Origin of the sequence: Streptomyces sp. CB02959, assembly GCF_002803155.1 — a bacterium.
Taxonomy (GTDB): domain Bacteria; phylum Actinomycetota; class Actinomycetes; order Streptomycetales; family Streptomycetaceae; genus Streptomyces.
Genome location: NZ_NNBP01000001.1, coordinates 385,768 through 405,774, shown reverse-complemented (window position 1 = coordinate 405,774; position 20,007 = coordinate 385,768). Strand labels below are relative to the sequence as shown.

3 protein-coding genes are annotated in these 20,007 nt (G+C 76.2%); all 3 read left to right on the top strand.

Annotated elements, in window-relative coordinates; translation table 11 throughout:
• Positions 1 to 49 precede the first annotated feature (49 nt).
• From CG747_RS47755 to CG747_RS01675, 3 genes are read left to right on the top strand one after another with little or no spacing between them, the layout of a single operon-like run.
• Positions 50 to 15,205: an SDR family NAD(P)-dependent oxidoreductase gene (locus CG747_RS47755; protein WP_180985343.1), complete on the top strand. Its 15,156-nt coding sequence runs from the start codon at positions 50 to 52 to the stop codon at positions 15,203 to 15,205.
• The gene (locus CG747_RS50640; protein ID WP_100599774.1) at positions 15,202 to 18,798 is read left to right on the top strand and encodes an amino acid adenylation domain-containing protein; all 3,597 of its coding nucleotides are present in this window, start codon (positions 15,202 to 15,204) and stop codon (positions 18,796 to 18,798) included. The genes CG747_RS47755 and CG747_RS50640 overlap by 4 nt, the downstream gene beginning before the upstream one ends.
• 49 nt (positions 18,799 to 18,847) lie before the next feature.
• Complete coding sequence (locus CG747_RS01675) at positions 18,848 to 19,996, top strand: OzmP (RefSeq protein ID WP_100599773.1); 1,149 nt, start codon at positions 18,848 to 18,850, stop codon at positions 19,994 to 19,996.
• Positions 19,997 to 20,007: the final 11 nt, after the last annotated feature.

The following is a 20,007-nucleotide window of genomic DNA, read 5'->3' as shown; positions in this document are numbered from 1 at the left end:
ACCCCGGCCTCCGTGCGGAGGCCGGGCAGCAAGGGAAGAGGGAACGACCGTGAGTTCGCAGGACGGCACTGAAGTGTCCGGGACCGACATCGCCATCGTGGGCATGGCCGGGCGCTTCCCGGGCGCCGACAGCGTGGGGGAATTCTGGGAGCTGCTGCGGGCCGGTCGCGAGGGCATCGCGCGGTTCAGCGACGACGAGCTCGCCGGGGCCGGCATACCGGCGGCGCTGCGCGCCGACCCGTCGTACGTGCCGGCGCACGGCATCCTGCCGGACGTCGACCTCTTCGACACCGGGTTCTTCGAGCTGACCCCCGCCGAGGCGGAGGTCATCGACCCGCAGCAGCGGCTCTTCCTCCAGAGCTGCCACACGGCACTGGAGGACGCCGGGTACGACCCGCGCCGCTACGACGGCCTGATCAGCGTCTACGGCGGCGCGGCGATCAACACCTACCTCCAGCAGAACGTGCTGCCGCGCATCGACCAGACCGCGACCTCCGACCACTTCAAGGTCATGGTCGGCAACGACAAGGACTTCCTGGCCACGCGGGTCAGCTACAAGCTGGACCTGCGCGGCCCCAGCTACAGCGTCCAGACCGCCTGCTCGACCTCCCTGGTGGCGATCCACCTGGCCTGCCAGGGGCTGGTCAACGGCGAGTGCGACATGGCGCTGGCCGGCGGTGTGACGGTCAAACTGCCGCAGACCCGCGGCTACCTGTACGAGGAAGGCGCGATCCTCTCCGCCGACGGCCGGGTGCGCACCTTCGACGCGGACGCCGGCGGCACCGTGCTCGGCAACGGCGTCGGCATCGTGGTCCTCAAGCTCCTGGAGGACGCCCTCGCCGACGGCGACACCGTGCACGCCGTGATCAAGGGCACCGCGACCAACAACGACGGTTCCCTGAAGGTCAGTTACGCCGCCCCGGGCAAGGAGGGCCAGGCCGCCGTCATCGCCGAGGCGCACGCCGTGTCCGGTACCGACCCGCGGAGCGTGACGTACGTCGAGGCGCACGGCACCGCCACCCGGCTCGGCGACCCGGTGGAGGTCTCCGCGCTCACCGACGCGTTCCGCCGCGGCACGCCGGACACCGGCTTCTGCGCGATCGGCTCGCTCAAGTCCAACGTCGGCCACCTCGACGCCGCCGCCGGCGTGGCCGGTGTGATCAAGACCGCGCTGATGCTGCGCCACCGGGTCCTGGTGCCGACGCTCAACTACGAGCGGCCCAACCCGGCCATCGACTTCCCCGCGACACCGTTCTACGTCAGCACGCAGACCGCGCCCTGGACCGCGGACGGCCCACTGCGGGCCGGTGTGAGCTCGTTCGGCATCGGCGGCACCAACGCGCACGCCGTCCTCCAGGAGCCCCCGCGGCAGGAGCCGTCCGGCCCCTCCGGGCACGGCGCGCACCTGCTGGTGCTGTCCGCCAAGACCGCCACGGCGCTGGAAACCCTCACCGACGCCCTCGCCGACCACCTCGACCGGCACCCCGACACCGACCTCGCCGACGCCGCCCACACCCTCGCCGTGGGCCGGCAGGCCCACCGGTACCGGCGGGCGGTCCTGTGCGCCGACCGCGCCGAGGCCGTACGGCTCCTGCGCGAGCGCTCCGGGCCCGGCTGTGTCACCGGCGACGGCGACGTCCGCGCCGGCCGCCCGGCGTTCACCCCCGGCGACGACGCGTCCGGACGGGAGCTCCTCGAAGCCGTGCGCACCGCCTGGCTCGACGGGGCGGAGGTGGACTGGGTCGCGCTCTACGCCGACGAGCGCCGCCGCCGCATCCCCCTGCCCACCTACCCGTTCGAGGGCCGGCGGGTCTGGCTCGACCCCGAGGACCCGGACGCCGCCGACGCCGCGGACCGCGCGCCCGCCCGCCTGCACCCGCTGATCGGCGCCAACGTCTCCACCCTCGCCGAGCACCGCTACGCCACCGCCCTGACCGGCCGCGAGTTCTACCTCGACGGGCACCGGGTCGGCGGCGAGGCCATCATGCCCGCCGTCGGCTACCTGGAGATGGCCCGCGCCGCCGGGGCGCTCGCCCTGCCCGCGGCCACGCCGGGCGGACTGTCCCTGCACCGCGTCGCCTTCGAGCGGCCGCTGTCCTTCGCCGGCGGACCGCGGACGGTGCACGTCCGGCTCACCCCGCACGGCGACGGTGCGCGGTTCACGATCACCGACGGCTCCGGCGGGACCGACGGCGACCCCGAGGTCTTCGCCCGCGGGGAACTCACCGTCCGGCCCCCGGCGGCCCCGCCCGCCCCCGTCGACCCGGCCGCCCTCACCGCGCACTGCCCGGACCGGCTCGCCGCGCCCGAGCTCTACACCCTGCTGCGGGACCGCGGGCTCGACTACGGCCCGGCCATGCGCTCCCTGCACGCACTGCACCGCGGCGACGGGCAGGCCCTGGGCGTCCTCGAACTCCCCGAACTGCCCGAACTGGCGGAAACGGCCGAAGAGTTCGGGGCGACCGGGGACGCGGCCGGGACCGCGCCCGGCGTCGCCGGCTTCGTACTGCACCCCTCGCTGCTGGACGGCGCCCTGCACGCCGTGGTCGGCCTGCTCGCCGCCGGTGAGGACGAGGGCACCAGCTACCTGCCGTTGGCCCTGGGCGGGCTGGAGGTGTTCGCGCCGCTGCCCCGGCACTGCCTCGCGCACGTCACCCTGCACGCGGCCGGCTCGGGGGAGAAGCAGACCAAGGCGCACGTCGACCTCCTCGACCCCGAGGGGCGGCTGCTGGCCCGGCTCCACGACCTGTCCGTGCGCACCGTGCGGGACGACCGGCGGCAGCCCGAGAGCGCCCTGTTCGGCAGCGCCTGGGAGCCCGCCGGGCAGCGCACGGCGGACCCGGCCGCGCCGGTCCCGACCGGTCCGCGGCTGCTGCTCGCCCACGACCCGGCCCGGCGCGCCGCGCTGGCCGACGCGCTGCGGGCGGCCGGCGACCCGGAACCCGACGTGGTCCTGGTGACCCCCGGCTCGGAGTTCGCCGCCGTGGACGCCGACCACTGCACCGTGGACCCGGGCAGCCAGGCCGACTTCGCCGCGCTCCTCGACCACCTGGCGGAGCACGGCCGGACCCCCACCGCCGTACTGCACACCTGGTGCGACGCCGACGACCCCGCGCAGCCGCTCACCCCCACCCTGCTCGACCACGGCCTGCCCAGCGTCTTCGCGCTCACCAAGGCGCTGCTGGAGCGCCGCGGCGGCGACCGCACCGCCGTGCTGGTCGCCCACCGCACCGACGCGGACGGCGCGAGCCCCGCGGCCGCCGCCCTCACCGGCCTGGCCCGGAGCGTCACGTTGGAGAACCCGCGCCTGCTCCACCGCCTGGTCGGCCTGGACGCCGACGCCCCCGTACTGCGCACACTCGTCGAGGAGTCGGCGCTCCTGGACGACGGCGAGGCCGAGACCCGGTACGCCGACGGCGTCCGGCAGGTACGCCGTCACCGGCGGCTCGACGCCGCTCCCGACGCCCCCGCGACCGCCGACGGCCCGGCGCTCAGGGACGGCGGGGTATACCTGCTCACCGGCGGCGCGGGCCGGCTCGGCCTGACCGTGGCCGAGCACCTCGCACGCGGGGTCGCCGCCACCCTGGTGCTGACCGGCCGGACCGCGCCGGGCCCGGAGGCCGAGCGGCGGATCGCGGACCTCCGGGCGACCGGCTGCGAGGTCGTCTTCCGGCGCGCCGACGTGGCCGACGAGGAGAGCCTGGGCGCGCTGCTCGCGGCCGTCCGCGCCGACCACGGCCCGCTGCGCGGCGTGGTGCACGCGGCCGGCACGCTGCACGACGGGTTCCTGCTCCGCAAGAGCTGGGAGGAGTTCACCGAGGTCGTGCGCCCCAAGGTGCACGGCACGGTGCACCTCGACCGGCTCACCGCCGAGGACCCGCTGGACTTCTTCGTCTGCTTCTCCTCCATCGCCGGCGTCTTCGGCAACCCGGGGCAGAGCGACTACGCCTACGCCAACGCGTTCCTCGACGCGTTCGCCGAGCGCCGCCGCGCCCAGGCGGCGGACGGCCGCCGCCCCGGCCGCACCGTCTCCCTGGCCTGGCCGCTCTGGCAGGACGGCGGTATGCGCCAGGACGAGGACGCCGCCCGGGCACTGCGCCACCGCCTCGGCCTGGTCCCGATGCCGACGGCCGACGGCCTGGCGGCCTTCGACGCGGCGCTGGGCCAGGACGGCGGTGCGGTCCTCGTCGGATACGGGGACCCGGTCCGGGTCGCGGCTGCGCTCGCGCCGACCCCCGTGCGGGCCGCGGCACGCCCGGCCGCGGTCCCGGGGACGGCCCGGACGGAGCTGTCCGAGGCGGACCTCACCGCGTGGGTGGGGACCTTCCTGCGCGGGCTGCTCGCCGAGCGGACCAAACTCGACCCGGCCGAGCTCGACCTGCGGGTCCCCTTCGACCGCTACGGCATCGACTCGCTCATCATCACCACGCTCAACACCGAACTCGACCGGCACTTCGACGACCTGCCCAAGACCCTGTTCTTCGAGTACGCCACCCTGGAGGAAATGGCGGGGTACTTCGTCGCCGAACACGCCGCCCGGCTGCGCGAACTGGCCGGTGCGGACGGGGCGTCGGAGAAGAGCGAGGCGGATGGGGCGGACTCCGCGGCGGCCACCGCAGGTGCCGTCGCCGCCCGGGAGGAGGCCGCGCCCGTCGCCGCCCGCACCGCTCCCGCGGCCCCGGCCCCGGCCCCGGACGCGCCGTACGACGACGACGCCGTCGCCGTCATCGGACTCACCGGCCGCTACCCCATGGCCGACGACCTGGACGCGTTCTGGCAGAACCTCTCCGACGGCCGCGACTGCATCACCGAGATCCCCGCCGACCGTTGGGACCACGCGCGCTACTTCGACCCGGACCCGTCCGCCCGCGGCCGCGCCTCCTCCAAGTGGGGCGGCTTCCTGCGCGACGTCGACCGCTTCGACCCGCTGTTCTTCGGCATCTCCCCCCGCGAGGCGGAGCTGATGGACCCGCAGGAGCGGCTGTTCCTGCAGACGTCGTGGCACGTCCTGGAGGACGCCGGATACCGCCGGGACGCCCTGTCCGGGCACAGCGTGGGCGTCTTCGTCGGCGTGATGTACGGCGAGTACCAGCTCTACGGGGCGGCCGACGCGGAGCGCGGCGGCATCAGGGTCACCGGCTCCTCGTTCGCCTCGATCGCCAACCGCGTCTCCTACACCCTGGGCCTGACCGGGCCCAGCATCGCCCTCGACACCATGTGCTCGTCGTCGCTGACCGCGATCCACCTGGCCTGCGAGAGCCTGCGCAGGGCGGAGAGCGAGGTGGCCATCGCGGGCGGGGTCAACCTCTCCCTGCACCCGTACAAGTACGTCTTCCTCAGCCAGGGCAGGTTCGTCTCCGCCGACGGCCGGTGCCGGGCCTTCGGCGCCGGCGGCAGCGGCTACGTCCCCGGCGAGGGCGTCGGCGCGGTGCTGCTCAAGCCGCTGGCCGCGGCCGTCCGGGACGGCGACCACATCTACGGGGTGATCCGCGGCCACGCCGTCAACCACGGCGGCCGCACCAACGGCTACACCGTGCCCAACCCGCACGCGCAGGCCGACGCGGTGCGCCGGGCGCTGCACGGGGCGGGACTCCGGCCGTCGGACCTCGGCTACGTCGAGGCGCACGGCACCGGCACCTCCCTGGGCGACCCGATCGAGATCGCCGGGCTCGCCAAGGTCTTCGGCACCGCGACCCCGGACGGGCCGCGGTGGCCCATCGGCTCGGTGAAGTCGAACATCGGCCACCTGGAGTCGGCGGCCGGTATCGCCGGGCTGACCAAGGTGCTGCTGCAGTTCCGGCACCGGCAGCTCGTCCCCTCGCTGCACTCCGAGGAGCTCAACCCGAACATCGACTTCGGGCGCGCGCCGTTCCGGGTGCAGCGGGAGGCCGCCGACTGGCCCGAGCCGGCCGCGGAATCCGGCCCGGCGCCCCGCCGGGCCGGGCTCAGCTCCTTCGGCGCGGGCGGCTCCAACGCCCACCTGGTCCTGGAGGAGTACCGGGACGGCCCCGCGCGCACCGACACCCCCGTGGCCGGGCAGAACTTCCCCCGACCGCTGGTCTTCCCGCTCTCCGCACGCGACCCCGAGCGGCTGGGCGCCTACGCCGACCGCCTCGCCGACTTCGCCGAGCGCGCCCACGTCCGCGCCGAGGACCTCGCCCACACCCTCCAGCACGGCCGCGAGGTGTGGGAGGAGCGCCTGGCGGTGGTCGCCGAGGACGGCGCCACCCTCGTCCGCGCGCTGCGCGCCCACCGCGACGGCACCCCGGACCCGGCACTGCTGCGGAGCGGCGCCACCGACCCCGCACCGGGGCACCAGGACGGCCCGGCCGCCGCGCTCGCCGCCCGCTGGACGCGGGACGGCACGGCCGACTGGGACGCGGAGCGCCCCGGCGACGAGGCGGCGCCGCGCCGCATCCCCGCCCCGCACTACCCGTTCGCCCGCGAACGCCACTGGGTCCCCGCCGCGGACCGGAGCCGGCCCGAGCCCGCCGCGGCGCCCGCCCGACCGCACCCGCTCCTCGACGCCAACGAGTCCACCCTCGACGAGGTCCGCTTCCGCCGGACCTTCCGCGCCGACGAACCCCTGGTGCGCGACCACCTCATCGACGGCCGGCCGCTGCTGGCCGGCGCCGCCTGCCTGGAGATGGCGCGGGCCGCGGCCGAACTGGCCGGACTCGCCGGCGCGCACTCCCTGCGGGACGTGCTGTGGGGGCGGCCGGTGGTCATCGAGGACGCGACGCGCGACGTCTTCGTCACCCTCGCCCGCCCGGCCGGCCGGAGCGCCGCCGACCGCGAACTGGCCTTCACCGTCTGGACCCCGGACGGCGACGCGGAGCGCACCGTCCACGTGCGCGGCACGGTTTGCGCACCGTCCCCCGCCGAGCGGCCCGCGCCCGCCGCGCCCGCCGACCTCGACGCGCTGCGCGCGGCCTGCCCGCAGCACCGGGACGCCGCCGCCGTGCAACGCACCTACCGGGCCGCACGGTTCGACTACGGAACCTCCTTCGACGTCATCGAGGACGTCCGCTTCGGGCCCGGCGGCGCGCTGGTCCGCCTCGCCCTGCCCGAGACGGACACCGCCCCGGCGGAGCCCCTGCCGCCGGCGCTGCTCGACGGCGCGCTCCGCGCCTGCCACTGGGCGGACCAGCCGCGACCGGAGGAGGACCGGCCGCTCGCCGTGCCGTTCAGCCTCGGCGCGCTGGAGGTCCGGGCGCCGCTGCCCCGCACCTGCTACGCGCACGCCGTCCCCGTCGGCGACGCGGACGCGGCCTCCGGCCTGCGCCAGTTCGACGTCCGCATCCTCGACGCCGACGGGACCGAACTGGTCCGCATCGGGAACTTCGGCGGCCGCCACCTCGGGGCCGGCGCGGACCGGCTCCCCGCGGACCCGGCCGGCACCCCCCGGCCTGCCGTGGCCGACGACCCGTTCTTCTACCAGCAGGTGTGGCAGGGCCAGGACCTCGCGCCGGCCACGCGCCCCGACGCCGACGCCGTTCTCGTCCTCGCGGACGGCGACGCCACCGCCCGGGAGCTGGCCGCGCTGGGCGGCGGACGGCGCGTCGTCGACGTCCGCGCGGCGACGGGCTTCGCCCGTACCGGCCCCGACCGGTACACCGTCGACCCCGCCAGTTCCGCCGACTTCGCCCGGCTGCTGACGGACCTGACGCGGGAGGGCGTCCGTTCGCTGGACGTCGTCCACCTGTGGGGCCTGACCACCGAACCGGTCGGCTACGGGACCGGCGGCGCCTCCGAGGAGGCGGGCGCGGCTCTCGACGCGGCCTTCGCCCGCGGACTGCACGCCCTGCGCGCCCTCGTCCGGGCGGTGGACACCGTCCGCCCGGCCGGGCGCGTGCGCTGCGCCTACGTGCTGGCCGAGGACGCGTCGGGGCCGCGCCCCGACCAGGAGGCCGCGGCCGGGTTCGCGCGGTCCGTCACCGCGGTGCTGCCGGGGTGCGAGATGTTCACCGTGACCTGCGCGGACGGCCTGGCCGACGGGCCCGCACTGGCGGGCCTGCTGGCCGCCGAACTCGCGCAGGGCGGCCGGCCGGCCGGTGCGGAGGTGCGGCACGGCGCGCAAGGGCGCCAGGTCCGCGTCCTGCGCAGGGTGCCGGAGGCCGTCCCGCCGACCGGGGACGGGCTGCCGCTCAAGCGGCACGGCCGCTACCTCGTCACCGGCGGCACCGGCGGCATCGGCCTGGAGCTGGTACGCCACCTGGCGTCGGCCCACCAGGCCCGGCTGGTCCTGGTCAGCCGCTCGGCCGACGGCCCCGCGGCGCGGGCCGCCGCCGACGAACTCGTCGAGCTGGGCGCCGAGGTGCTGCTCGTGGCCGCCGACACCGCCGACCCCGAGGGCATGCGGTCCGCGGTGGCGCGCGCCACCGAGCGCTTCGGGCACCTCGACGGGGTCTTCCACCTCGCCGGAGCCGCCGACACGGCCACCGTGCTCGAAGCCGACCGCGCCCGCTTCACCGAACTCCTGGCGACCAAGGCGCACGGCGTCCGGCTGCTGGACGCGCTCACCGCCGACCAGCCGCTCGACCTGTTCGTGGTGTTCTCCTCCATCGCCTCCGTCGTCGGCGACTTCGGCACCTGCGCGTACGCCGCGGCCAACCGCTTCCTGGACTCCTACGCGGCCCGGCGCGACGCGCGGGTCCGCGCCGGGCGGGCCGCGGGCCGCACCCTGGCGCCCGCCTGGCCCCTGTGGCGGATCGGCGGGGTGGACGCCCTGATGGGCGACGCGGAGCGCGCCGGATACCGGCTGCGCACCGGCATGCGGGAGTTCGGCGCCGAGGAGGGGCTGCGGGCCCTGGAGCTCGCCGCGCGCACCGGACTCGTCCGGCTGGTCCCGGCGCTCGGCGACCCCGGGGCCGTCGACGCGGCCCTGGCACCGCCCACCGGCGGCGCGGGCACCGGCACCCCGGCCGGCGGGCAGCCGCCCGCCACCGGCCCGGCCCCCGCCACCGGCCCGGCCGCGGCCGACCCCGCCCCGGCCCTGCGCGCACAGGTCGGCGACCACCTGCGGGCACTGCTGTCCGAGGTGCTCGGCCTGGCCGCGGAGCGGATCGATCCGCACACCCCGCTGGACGCCTACGGCCTCGACTCCGTCCTGGTCATGGAGACCAACGCGCAGCTCGACCGGGACTTCCCCGGCGCCCGCGCGACCCTGCTGTTCGAGTACCGGACGGTGCACGACCTCGCGGAGTACCTGCTGCGCGAACACGCCGACGCCGTCGGGAAGCTGTTCCCCGCCGCGCCGCAGGAGGCGGCGGCCCCGGCCGACCGCGCGGCAGCCGAGCAGCGACCGGCCCCGTCCCGGCCCGCGCCCGCGCCCGTGCCCACGCGCGAACCGGCCCCGGCCGGCGCCGCCGACGACGACATCGCCATCATCGGCATCAGCGGGCGCTACCCGCAGGCCCGCGACCTGGCGGAGTTCTGGGAGAACCTGCGCCAGGGCCGGGACGCGGTCACCGAGGTGCCCCGCGACCGCTGGGACGCCGACGCCCACTTCGACGCCGACCCCGCGACCCCGGGCACCAGCTACGGCAAGTGGGGCGGCTTCCTGTCCGACGTGGACGCCTTCGACTCGCTGTTCTTCCGCATCCCGCCGTCCCAGGCCAAGCTGATGGACCCGCAGGAACGCCTGTTCCTGGAGGCCGCCTGGTCGGCACTGGAGAACGCCGGCTACCCGCCGTCCCGCCTGCCGCGCCCCCGCTACGGGGGCCAGGGCCGCGACGTCGGCGTGTTCGCCGGCGTGATGTGGGGCGACTACGCCCAGCTCGCCGCCGACGAGTCCGCCCGCGGCAACCACCACACGGTGCTCGCCAACCGCTCCGCGATCGCCAACCAGGTGTCCTACGCCGGTGACTTCCGCGGCCCGAGCGTGGTGGTGGACACCGCGTGCTCGGCCTCGCTGGTCGCCCTGCACCAGGCGTGCGAGAGCGTGCGCCGGGGCGAGTGCCGCTACGCGCTCGCCGGCGGCGTCAACGTCTCCGCGCACCCGCTGAAGTACGCCCACCTCAGCCGGATGCGGATGCTCGCCACCGACGGGCGCTGCCGGTCCTTCGGCGCCGGCGGCGACGGCTACGTACCGGGCGAGGGCGTGGGCGCGGTGCTGCTCAAGCGGCTCTCGGAGGCGGTCGCCGACGGCGACCACATCCACGCCGTGATCAAGGCGACCGCGGTGAACCACGGCGGCCGCACCGGCGGCTACACCGTGCCCAACCCGCAGGCGCAGCAGGCACTCGTCGAAGAGGCCCTGGACCGGGCCGGCATCGACCCGCGCACCATCGGCTACGTCGAGGCGCACGGCACCGGGACCGCCCTGGGCGACCCGATCGAGCACACCGCGCTGGCGCTGGCCTTCGGCCGGTCCCCGCAGTCCGCGGGCGGCCAGGTGCTCGGCTCGGTGAAGTCGAACATCGGCCACCTGGAGGGCGCCGCCGGCATCGCCGGGGTGACCAAGGCCGTACTCCAGCTCGCGCACGGCGAGTTGGTCCCCTCGCTGCACTCCGAGGAGCTCAACCCGAACATCGACTTCGCCGGCTCCCCGTTCCGGGTGCAGCGCACCCTCGCCCCCTGGCCCCGGCCGGTCGTCGAGACGGACGGGGGACCGGAGGAGCAGCCGCGACGGGCGAGCGTCAGCTCCTTCGGCGCGGGCGGCACCAACGCGCACGTGATCCTGGAGGAGTACCGGGCCCCGGCGGACCGGCCCGCCGCCGCGTCCGACGGCCCCGAGCTGATGGTGCTCTCCGCGCGCAGCCCCGAACGGCTGCGGGCGTACGCCGCGGAGCTGGCCGCCTTCCTCCGCCGCGAACAGCCCGCCCTCGCCGACGCCGCGCACACCCTGCGGACCGGCCGGGAAGCCCTGCCCGAACGGCTGGCCTTCCTGGCGTCCGACCCCGCCGACGCCGCCGAGAAGTTCGCGGCGTGCGCCGACGGGACCCCGGGCGCCTGGGCGGTCCTCGGCAACGCCGAACAGCACGCCGCGCTCGCGGACGTGTTCACCGGCGGAGCGGGCCCCGACTTCCTCCAGACGCTGGCCGCCGGCGGCGACCGCACCCGGCTCGCCCGGCTCTGGGTTTCCGGAGCCTTCTCCGACTGGGCGGCGGTCGACGCGGCGGCACCGCACCCGCACCGCACCGTGCCGCTGCCCACGTACCCGTTCGAACGCGCCCGGCACTGGCTGCCGGCCACCCGCGGCGGGCGGCCCGCCGCCCCGGCCGGCCCCCGGCCGGACGCCCCGCACGAGGTGTCCCGCACCCTCGCACCGACCGATCCGGTCGTCCGCGACCACGTCGTCCACGGCACCCTGGTGCTGCCCGGCGTCGGCCATCTCGGCCTGGTCGCCGGAGCCCTGGGCGACGGTGCGGCGCGGGTCTTCCAGGACGTCCGCTGGCTCTCCCCGGTCCTGGTGCCGGAGTCCGGCACCGCGCTCACCCTGGCGTTCGGGCCCGGCCGGCCCACCGCGGAAGGCGACGGGACCGCGTACGACTACCGGATCTCCGCCGCCCCGGGCGGCGACCCCGTCCACTCGGTCGGCCAGGTCCTCGGCACCGCCCCGGACCGGCCCGAACCGCTGGCGATCGACCTGATCCAGGCGGACTGCCCGCACCGGGTGGGCGGCGAGGAGCTCTACGCCGGGCTGCGGCGGCGCGGTCTGCACTACGGGCCGTACTTCCGGCGGGTGGAGCAGGTCTGGACCGGTGAGCGGACCGTCCTCGCCCGGCTGCGCGCCCCCGAGCGGCAGCACGGCACCGGCACCCGCCCCGACCCGCTCGACCCGGGCGCCCTCGACGCGGCGCTGCACCCGCTGGCCCTGCTGCTCGGCGACGCGGCGGACGACGGCGGCCGGGCGCTGCTGCCGTTCGCCGCCGACCGGATCGAGCGGTACGCCCCGGTGCCCCGCGACGGCTGGTCCCGCATCCGCGCCCTGGGCGCGCACCGGTTCGACGTGACCGTCGCCGACGCCGCGGGCCGGGTCTGCGTGCGGATCCTGGGCCTCGTACTGCGCCCGTCGAAGGCGACGGCCGGGATCGACTACCGGCCCCGCTGGGCGGTCGCGCCCCGCACCGGCACCGGCGAGGACGCCCCCGCTCCCCGGACGGTCCTCACCGTCGCCGCGGCGCAGGACGCGCCCCTCGTCGACGCCCTGGAGCGCGCCCACCCGACCGCGGAGCACATACGGCTGACGCTCGGCGCCGACGGCCTCGGCGAGCGGGAGGTGGCCGACGCCCTGGCCCGCGCCCCGCGGACCGACCTGGTGTACTTCCTCGGCACCGACGCGGCGGACCGACTGCCCGACAGCGCCGCGGAGTCGCGGCGGGCACAGGACCGCGGTGTGGTCTCGCTCCACCGCCTGGTGCGGGGCCTGGACCGGGCCGGGCTGCTCGACCGCCCGCTCCGGCTCAAGGTGCTCACCGCCGACGCCCTCCCGCTCGGCGAGGCGGACCGGGTGCACCCGGCGGCCGCCGGACTCCTCGGCTACGGCGAGGTCGCGACCAAGGAGTTCCCGCAGCTGAGCACCGCGCTGCTGGACGTGCGCGGCACCGAACTCGCCGACGGAGTGCGCGCGTTGGTCGAGGAACCGGCCCTGGCCAAGGCCCGGCCGGTGTCCCTGCGCGGCCGGGTGCGCCGGGTGCGCCGGCTCGAAAGGGTGGAACTGCCCGCCGCGCCGCCGCGCTTCCGCGACCGCGGGGTGTACCTCGTCCTCGGCGGGCTCGGAGTGCTCGGCCGGGACACCGCCCGGTACCTGGCCCGCACCTACCGGGCCCGGCTCGTCCTGGTCGGGCGCGGCCCGCTGGACGCGGAGCGCGGCGCCTTCCTGGCGGAGCTGGAGCAGTTGGGCGCCGAGGTGCGCTACACGCCGTGCGACGCCACCGACGAGGCGGCGCTGCGGCAGGTGGTCGACGAGGCCAAGGCCCGGTTCGGCGCGCTGCACGGCGTGATCCACTCCGCGATGGTGCTGGTGGACCGGCCGGTCCGGGACCTCGACGAGGCGGAGCTGCGCAGCGCCCTGTCGGCCAAGGCGGACACCGTCCGGAGCATGTTCCACGCGCTTCGCGGCGAACCGCTGGACTTCACGCTGCTCTACTCCTCCGCGGTCACCCTGGAGGGCAACCACGGCCAGGCCGGATACGCGGCGGGCTGCCACATCGCCGACGCCTGGGCACTGGCCGCGGCGCAGACCGTGCCGTACCCGGTCCGCATCGTCAACTGGGGCTACTGGCACGCCGCGGGCGACGCCCACCGGGAGCGGGTGCTGCGCCGCTTCGCCGCCGCGGGCATCCGCCCGATCGGCGCCGACGAGGGCCTGGCCGCCGTCGAACGGGTGCTGTCCGGCGCCCTGCCGCAACTGCTGGTGGTCAACGCGGAGCCCGGCATCCTCGCCGGTCTCGGCGTCGACCCGGACACCGTGCTGCGGCCGCAGCCGGGCCCGGCACCGGCCCCCGACGCCGGCCCGGCCGCCGTCCTCGACGGCCCGGAGACCGCCACGGACGCCTCCGCCTCCGCCTCCGCCTCCGCCTCCGCGGAAGCCTCCGCGGAGACCGAGCGGCTCGCCCGGAACCTGCTGGTCGGCGCCCTGCGCACCATGGGGGTGCTGCACCGGCCCGGCGAGCGCCACACCCGCGCCGGTCTGTGCGCCGGCCTCGGCGTCGCCGCCGGCCAGGAGCGGCTGCTCGACCTGCTCGTCGACGTCCTGCTGCGCGGCGGCCACCTCCGCGCCGAGGACGACCGACTGGTCACCACCGAACGGCTCGACGACGCGGACCTGCGCGGCTGCCTGGACCGGCCCGACGCGGCGGCCGCCCACCTCACCGGGCGCCACCCCTCGACCGGCCCGGTGGTCACCCTGCTGCGGCGCTGCCTCGACGCGCTGCCCGCCGTCCTGACCGGAGCCCGCAGCCACCTGGAGGTGCTCTTCCCCGGCGGCTCGTTCGACCTGGTCGAGGCGGTCTACGCCGGGGACCCGGCCGCCGGCCGGTGCAACGACCAGGTCGCCGGCACCGTGCTGCGGTACGTGGCGGAGCGCCTGCGCAGGCAGCCCGGGGACCGCATCCGAGTGCTGGAGGTGGGCGCGGGCACCGGTGGCACCAGCGACCTGGTGCTGCGCCGCCTCGCCGAAGCGGGCCACGGCGCGCACGTCGAGTACGTCTACACCGACGTCTCCGACGGGTTCGTCCGGCACGGCCGCCGCCGCTTCGGCGCCGACCACCCCTTCGCCGCGTTCCGCGTCCTGGACATCGAACGGGACCCGGCCGCGCAGGGTTTCGAGGCCGGCGGCTACGACCTGGTGCTGGGCACCAACGTGTTCCACGCGACCGGCAGGATCGACCGCACCCTGGCGCACACCAAGCAGCTGCTGCGGACCGGCGGCCTGCTGGTCGTCAACGAGGGCGTCGAACTCCGCGACCAGATGTCGCTGATCTTCGGCCTGGCAACCGGCTGGTGGCTCTTCGAGGACGCGGAGTACCGGCTGCCGCGGTCCCCGCTGCTCGGACTGGCCGCCTGGCGCGACGTCCTCGCCCAGAACGGCTTCCGCGGCGTCACCGCCCGCCCCCGGCCGGGCGGTGACGGGGGCGCCACCTACCAGCGGGTGCTGGTCGCCGAGAGCGACGGCCTGGTGCCCGTGCCGGCCGCCGGGGCGCGCCCCGCGGCCGGGCCCGCCCCCGCCGCCGGACCGGAGCCCGCGGCCCGGCCCGAGCGGCACCCGGCGGCCGCCCCCGCGGCGGCCTCCGGGGAGCCGTCCGGCCCGGACCCGGTCCGCGCCGCGGAACTCCGGGTGCGGGCGGTCTTCGCCCGCGTCCTGGAGATGTCCGAGGACCTCCTCGACCCCACGTCCACCTTCGAGAACTACGGCGTCGACTCGCTCGTCGCCCTGACCCTCACCAAGGAGCTGGAACCGGACTTCGGGCCGCTCCCGACGACCCTGCTGTTCGAGCACATCACCATCGAGCGGCTGGCCCGCCACCTCGCCACCCTGGGGACCGGCCCGACCGGCCCGACCGGCCCCGCCATCGAGGCCGGGGCACCTGCCGGCGCCGATGCCGGTGCCGCCGAGCCGTCGCCCGGGGCCGGGGCAACGGCCCCCGCGGCGCCCGGAAAGGACCTCGCACAGATCGTCGGCGGCCTCTCCGACGCGGAGGTGGACCGCCTGCTCCACCAACTGAGCACCGTTCTCCAGGAACAGGAGGAGCAGCGATGACCGCACCCTTCACCGCCGTCCTGATCGGGGAGGAACCGCTCCTCGCCGAATGCGGCGAACACCTGCTGACCCGCGGCCACCAGGTGGTCGCCGTGGTCGCCGCCGACCCGGGGCTGCGCCGCTGGGCGGCCGAGCACGGCCTGACCGTCGTCGCCCCCGGCCGGGGCCTGCTGGAACGGCTGCGCCCGCTGCGCTTCGCGTACCTCTTCAGCATCACCAACCTGCGGATGCTGCCCGACGAGGTCCTGGCGCTGCCCGAGCGCATGCCCGTCAACTTCCACGACGCGCTGCTGCCCCGGCACGCCGGTCTCCACGCCACCAGCTGGGCCCTCCTGGAGGGCGCGACCGAACACGGCGTGACCTGGCACGTGATGGAGCGGGAGGCGGACACCGGCGACCTGCTCAAGCAGCGGACCGTCCCGGTCCGGCCGGACGACACCGCCCACACGCTCAACCTCGCCTGCTACGAGGCCGCCGCCGCCTCCTTCGGCGAACTGGTCGACGAACTGGCCGCCGGCACCGAGGTGCGCACCGCCCAGGACCTGAGCCGGCGCACCTACCACGGCCGCCACGACGGCCCGCCCCGCGAGGGCCTGTTCTCCTGGCAGCGGCCGGCCCGGGAACTCGACGCACTGGTCCGGGCCACCGCCTTCGGGCCGCACCACAACGCGTTCGGCCTGGCCCTCCTCGCCCTGGGCGAGCGGCTGTTCGCCGTCCGGGGCGCGGAGGTCACCGCACGCCCCTCGACGAGCCCGCCGGGCACCGTGCTGGCCGTCGAGGCCGCCGAGGCCGTCGAGGGGGCTGCCGTCGTCGTCGCGACCGCCGACCTCGACGTGCGGTTGACCGAACTGGTCGACCTGGCGGGGCCGATGGCCGGGGGAGCGGTCCCGCTCCGCCCCGGCGACCGGTTCAGCCGGCTCGACGGCGCCGCGCTGGAGCGCTGGACGGCCACCGCCGGCGCGGCTCGCCGCCACGAGAGCCACTGGCTGCGGCGGCTGGCCGAACCGGCGCCCCTCGACGTGCCCTGGGCGGACGGCGAACCGGGCGGGGAGACCACCGGCGGCACGGCGCCCGGGACCGGGACGGCGGCGCCGACCGCGGCGCTCGACGGCGTCCTCGGCCCCGCCGCGGACCAGTACGGCGCGGATGACCGGGACGGCACGGACGACGGGGACACGGCCCGGCTGCTCGCCGCGCTGCTGCTGTTCCTCGGCCGGATGTCCGGCGGCGCCGCCGGCGGCTTCGACGTCGGACTGCGGCTGCCCGCCGACGCCTCCGCCGCCGACGCGGGACCGAGCCCGCTGCGGGCCGACGTGCCGTTCCGCACCCCCGAGATACCCGTCGGGCAGAGCGTGGCCGCGTTCACCGGGGCGGTCGCCGCGCAGCTCGCCGAGGTGCGGCGGCGCCGGGCACCGCTGCGCGGGGTGGAACTGCGCGACCCCCGCCTCCGCGGCCCCGCGGCCCCGTCCGGCGCCGCGCTGCCCGTCACCGTGGACCTGACCGGCCGCCCCGCCCCCGCGGCCGACCCGGCCGGCCCCGCCCTCACCGTCCGCCTCGGACCGCCCGGCGCGGGCCCCCGGTACCTCGCCTTCGAACCGGCCGACCCCGCCCGCTCCGGCACCGCGCGCCGCCTCGCCGCCCGCTTCGGGCACTTCCTCCGCCTGGCCGCCGAGCAGCCCGACGAGGACGCCGGGCTGCTCCCGCTGCTGACCGAGGACGAGAGCCGCCGGGTGCTCGACACCTGGAACGACACGGTGGCCGACTACCCCGGCGACCGCTGCGTGCACCAGCTCTTCGCGGAGTGGAGCCGGCGCCAACCGGACGCGCCCGCCGTCCGGTTCGGCGACACCGTCGTCACCTACGGCGAGCTCGACCGCCGCTCGGACCGGCTCGCCCACCGCCTCGCCCGCCTCGGCGCCGGCCCCGGCACCCTGGCCGGAGTGTTCCTGCACCGCTCCGCCGACCTGCTCACCGGCCTGCTGGCGGTGCTCAAGACCGGGGCGGCGTACGTGCCGCTGGACCCGGTCTATCCGGCCGAGCGGATCCGGAACATGCTCACGGACTCCGGCGCCCTGCTGGTGCTCACCGAGTCCGCACTGTCCGCCGCGCTGCCGGCGGACTGCCCCTCCCGGGTCGTCGAGCTCGACGCGGCCGACGAACCGCCCGCGGACCCCACCGAGGACTTCCAGGACCGGGCGTCCGCGAAGGACCCGGCGTACGTCATCTACACCTCCGGATCCACCGGCCGCCCGAAGGGGGTGCGGGTCGGCCACCGCGCCCTGACCAACTTCCTGACCTCGATGGCCCGCGAGCCCGGCTTCGGCCGCACCGACACCCTGCTCGCCGTCACCACCGCCTGCTTCGACATCGCGGGCCTGGAGCTCTTCCTGCCGCTGGTGACGGGCGGCCAGGTCCAGGTGGCGCCGGCCGCGACGGCCGCCGACGGCTTCGCGCTGCGCGCACTGGTCGAGGAGTGCCGGCCGACCGTCATGCAGGCCACCCCGGTCACCTGGCGGATGCTGATCGGAGCGGGCTGGCAGGGCGACGACCGGCTGACCGTCCTGTGCGGGGGCGAGGCGCTCCCCGGCGACCTCGCCGACGACCTCGTCCGGCGCGCCCGCCGGGTCTGGAACATGTACGGGCCGACCGAGACCACCATCTGGTCCTCCCTGGACCGGGTGGTGGCCGGCGCACCGGTCACGATCGGCCGCCCCCTGGCCAACACGCGGATGTACGTGCTCGACGAGCGGCTCCGGCCGGTCCCCCCGGGCACCCCCGGAGAGCTGTACATCGGCGGGGACGGGGTGGCCGACGGCTACCACGGGCGGCCCGACCTCACCGCGCAGAAGTTCCTCGACGACCCCTTCGCCCCCGGCCGCGTCTACCGCACCGGCGACCTGGTGCGGCAACTCCCCGACGGCCGCCTGGCCTACCTGCGCCGGGTGGACAGCCAGGTGAAGGTGCACGGCTTCCGGATCGAGCTCGGCGAGGTGGAGACCGTACTGCGGGACCACCCCGCGGTCGCCCAGGCGGCGGTCGTCGTGCACGACGCCGGCCACGGCGAGGGCCGCCTGGTGGCCTACCTCGTCGCCGCGGGCGCGGCCGTCCCCACCCTCGCCGCCCTGCGCGACCACGTACAGGCGCGCCTGCCCGCTTACATGGCGCCCGCCGTCGTCGTCCCCCTGCCGGAGCTCCCGCTCACCCCGAACGGCAAGCTCGACCGCCGGGCGCTGCCCGCGCCCGGGGCCGCGGTCCTCGCCGCCCAGAGCGGCGGGACGAAGCCGGAAGGCCCGCTGGAACAGCGGATCGCCGGGATCTGGCAGGAGGCGCTCGGCGCCCCGGCGGTCGGCGTCGACGTCAACTTCTTCGACGCCGGCGGCGATTCGCTGCGGCTGACCCGCGTGGTGGCGCGGCTCCGGGCGGAGCTGGACCCGGCCGTGAGCCGCCTGGACATGTTCCGCCATCCGACGATCCGGGCGATGGCCCGGCACCTCGCCGGCGACCGGGCGGCGGCGCCCCCGCCGGGGCCCGTCCGCCCGGCGGGCCGGGACCGCGCCCTGCTCGGGGCACGCCGCCGCCGGACCGGCACCTGACACCGGCCCCGCACGGGACGGACAGCCGAACCCCTTCCAAGGAGAGCTCATGCAAACCACCGACGTGCGCTGCCGGATCTGCGCGCTCAAGGCCGGTCACCCCGGAGTGGTCCTCGACGACGACCAGGTGTGCAACCTGTGCAACCTCGACGTCGCGGGCGACCTGCTGGAGAACTACAAGTACACCAACGAGGTGTTCGCCGAGTTCCAGCAGGCGCCGCCCAACCCGCGCGGCGACTTCGACTGCCTCTTCATGTACAGCGGCGGCAAGGACAGCACCTACATGCTGGACAAGTTCGTCAACGAGTACGGCAAGCGGACCCTCGCCTACACCTTCGACGTGCCCTTCGAGAGCACGCACACGGCCCAGAACATCCGGCTCGCGCAGGAGAAGCTGCCGGCCACGTTCGTCCTCGACTCGGACGACGACAACATCAAGAAGATGATGCGGGACGTCTTCAACCGGCCGCGCCCCCAGGAGCCGGGCAAGTACCTCGACGAGAAGCTGCCGTGCGTCTCCTGCCGCACGTTCTTCGTCATCCGGGCGATCCTGCACGCCTTCCGGGAGCGCATCCCGTACATCGCGTTGTGCGCCGACCCGCAGCAGATCCTCACGATGGAGTCGAACGTCCGCGAGGTCGTGCGGGACTTCTACCGCACCTTCGGACCCGAACTCGTCGGCGAGCTGTTCAACGGCGAGATCGAGGACATCCTCTTCGCCGAGGACGACGAACTCCCCAAGATCGTCTTCCCGTTCATCGCCATGCGGCACGACTACGACCCGGACCGGATGGTGGCCGAACTCAAGGAGAAGGGCCTGTACCAGTCCTCTCCCCTGGAGACCCACTGCACCCTGTTCCCGCTGCTGAACTACTACTCGTTCAGCAACTGGGGCTGCATGTTCTACAAGCTCAACGCGTCGAGCTACGTCCGCTCGGTGCGCCGCAGCAAGGACTACGACCGGTCCACCTTCAGCATCAAGTTCCCCCGCTCCCTGGACCTGCCCGAGGTCGAGGACCGGCTGGGGCGGGTCGTCATGGAGATCGCCGCGGGCACCGGCGACCGGGAGGAGCACCGGGAGACCCTGGTGGAGCTCTTCCAGCAGATGGACGCCACCGAGGACGGTGCGCGGTTCGTCGCGGAGACCTTCCTGGACATGCGGAAGGTCGCCGCGGACCTCGGGATCAAGGTCGGTTGAGGGAGAGAGAA

Coding starts and splice junctions, on each gene's coding strand:
- CG747_RS50640 (WP_100599774.1), top strand. CDS start 15,202: ATGACCGCACCCTTCACCGCCGTCCTGATCGGGGAGGAACCGCTCCTC.
- CG747_RS01675 (WP_100599773.1), top strand. CDS start 18,848: ATGCAAACCACCGACGTGCGCTGCCGGATCTGCGCGCTCAAGGCCGGT.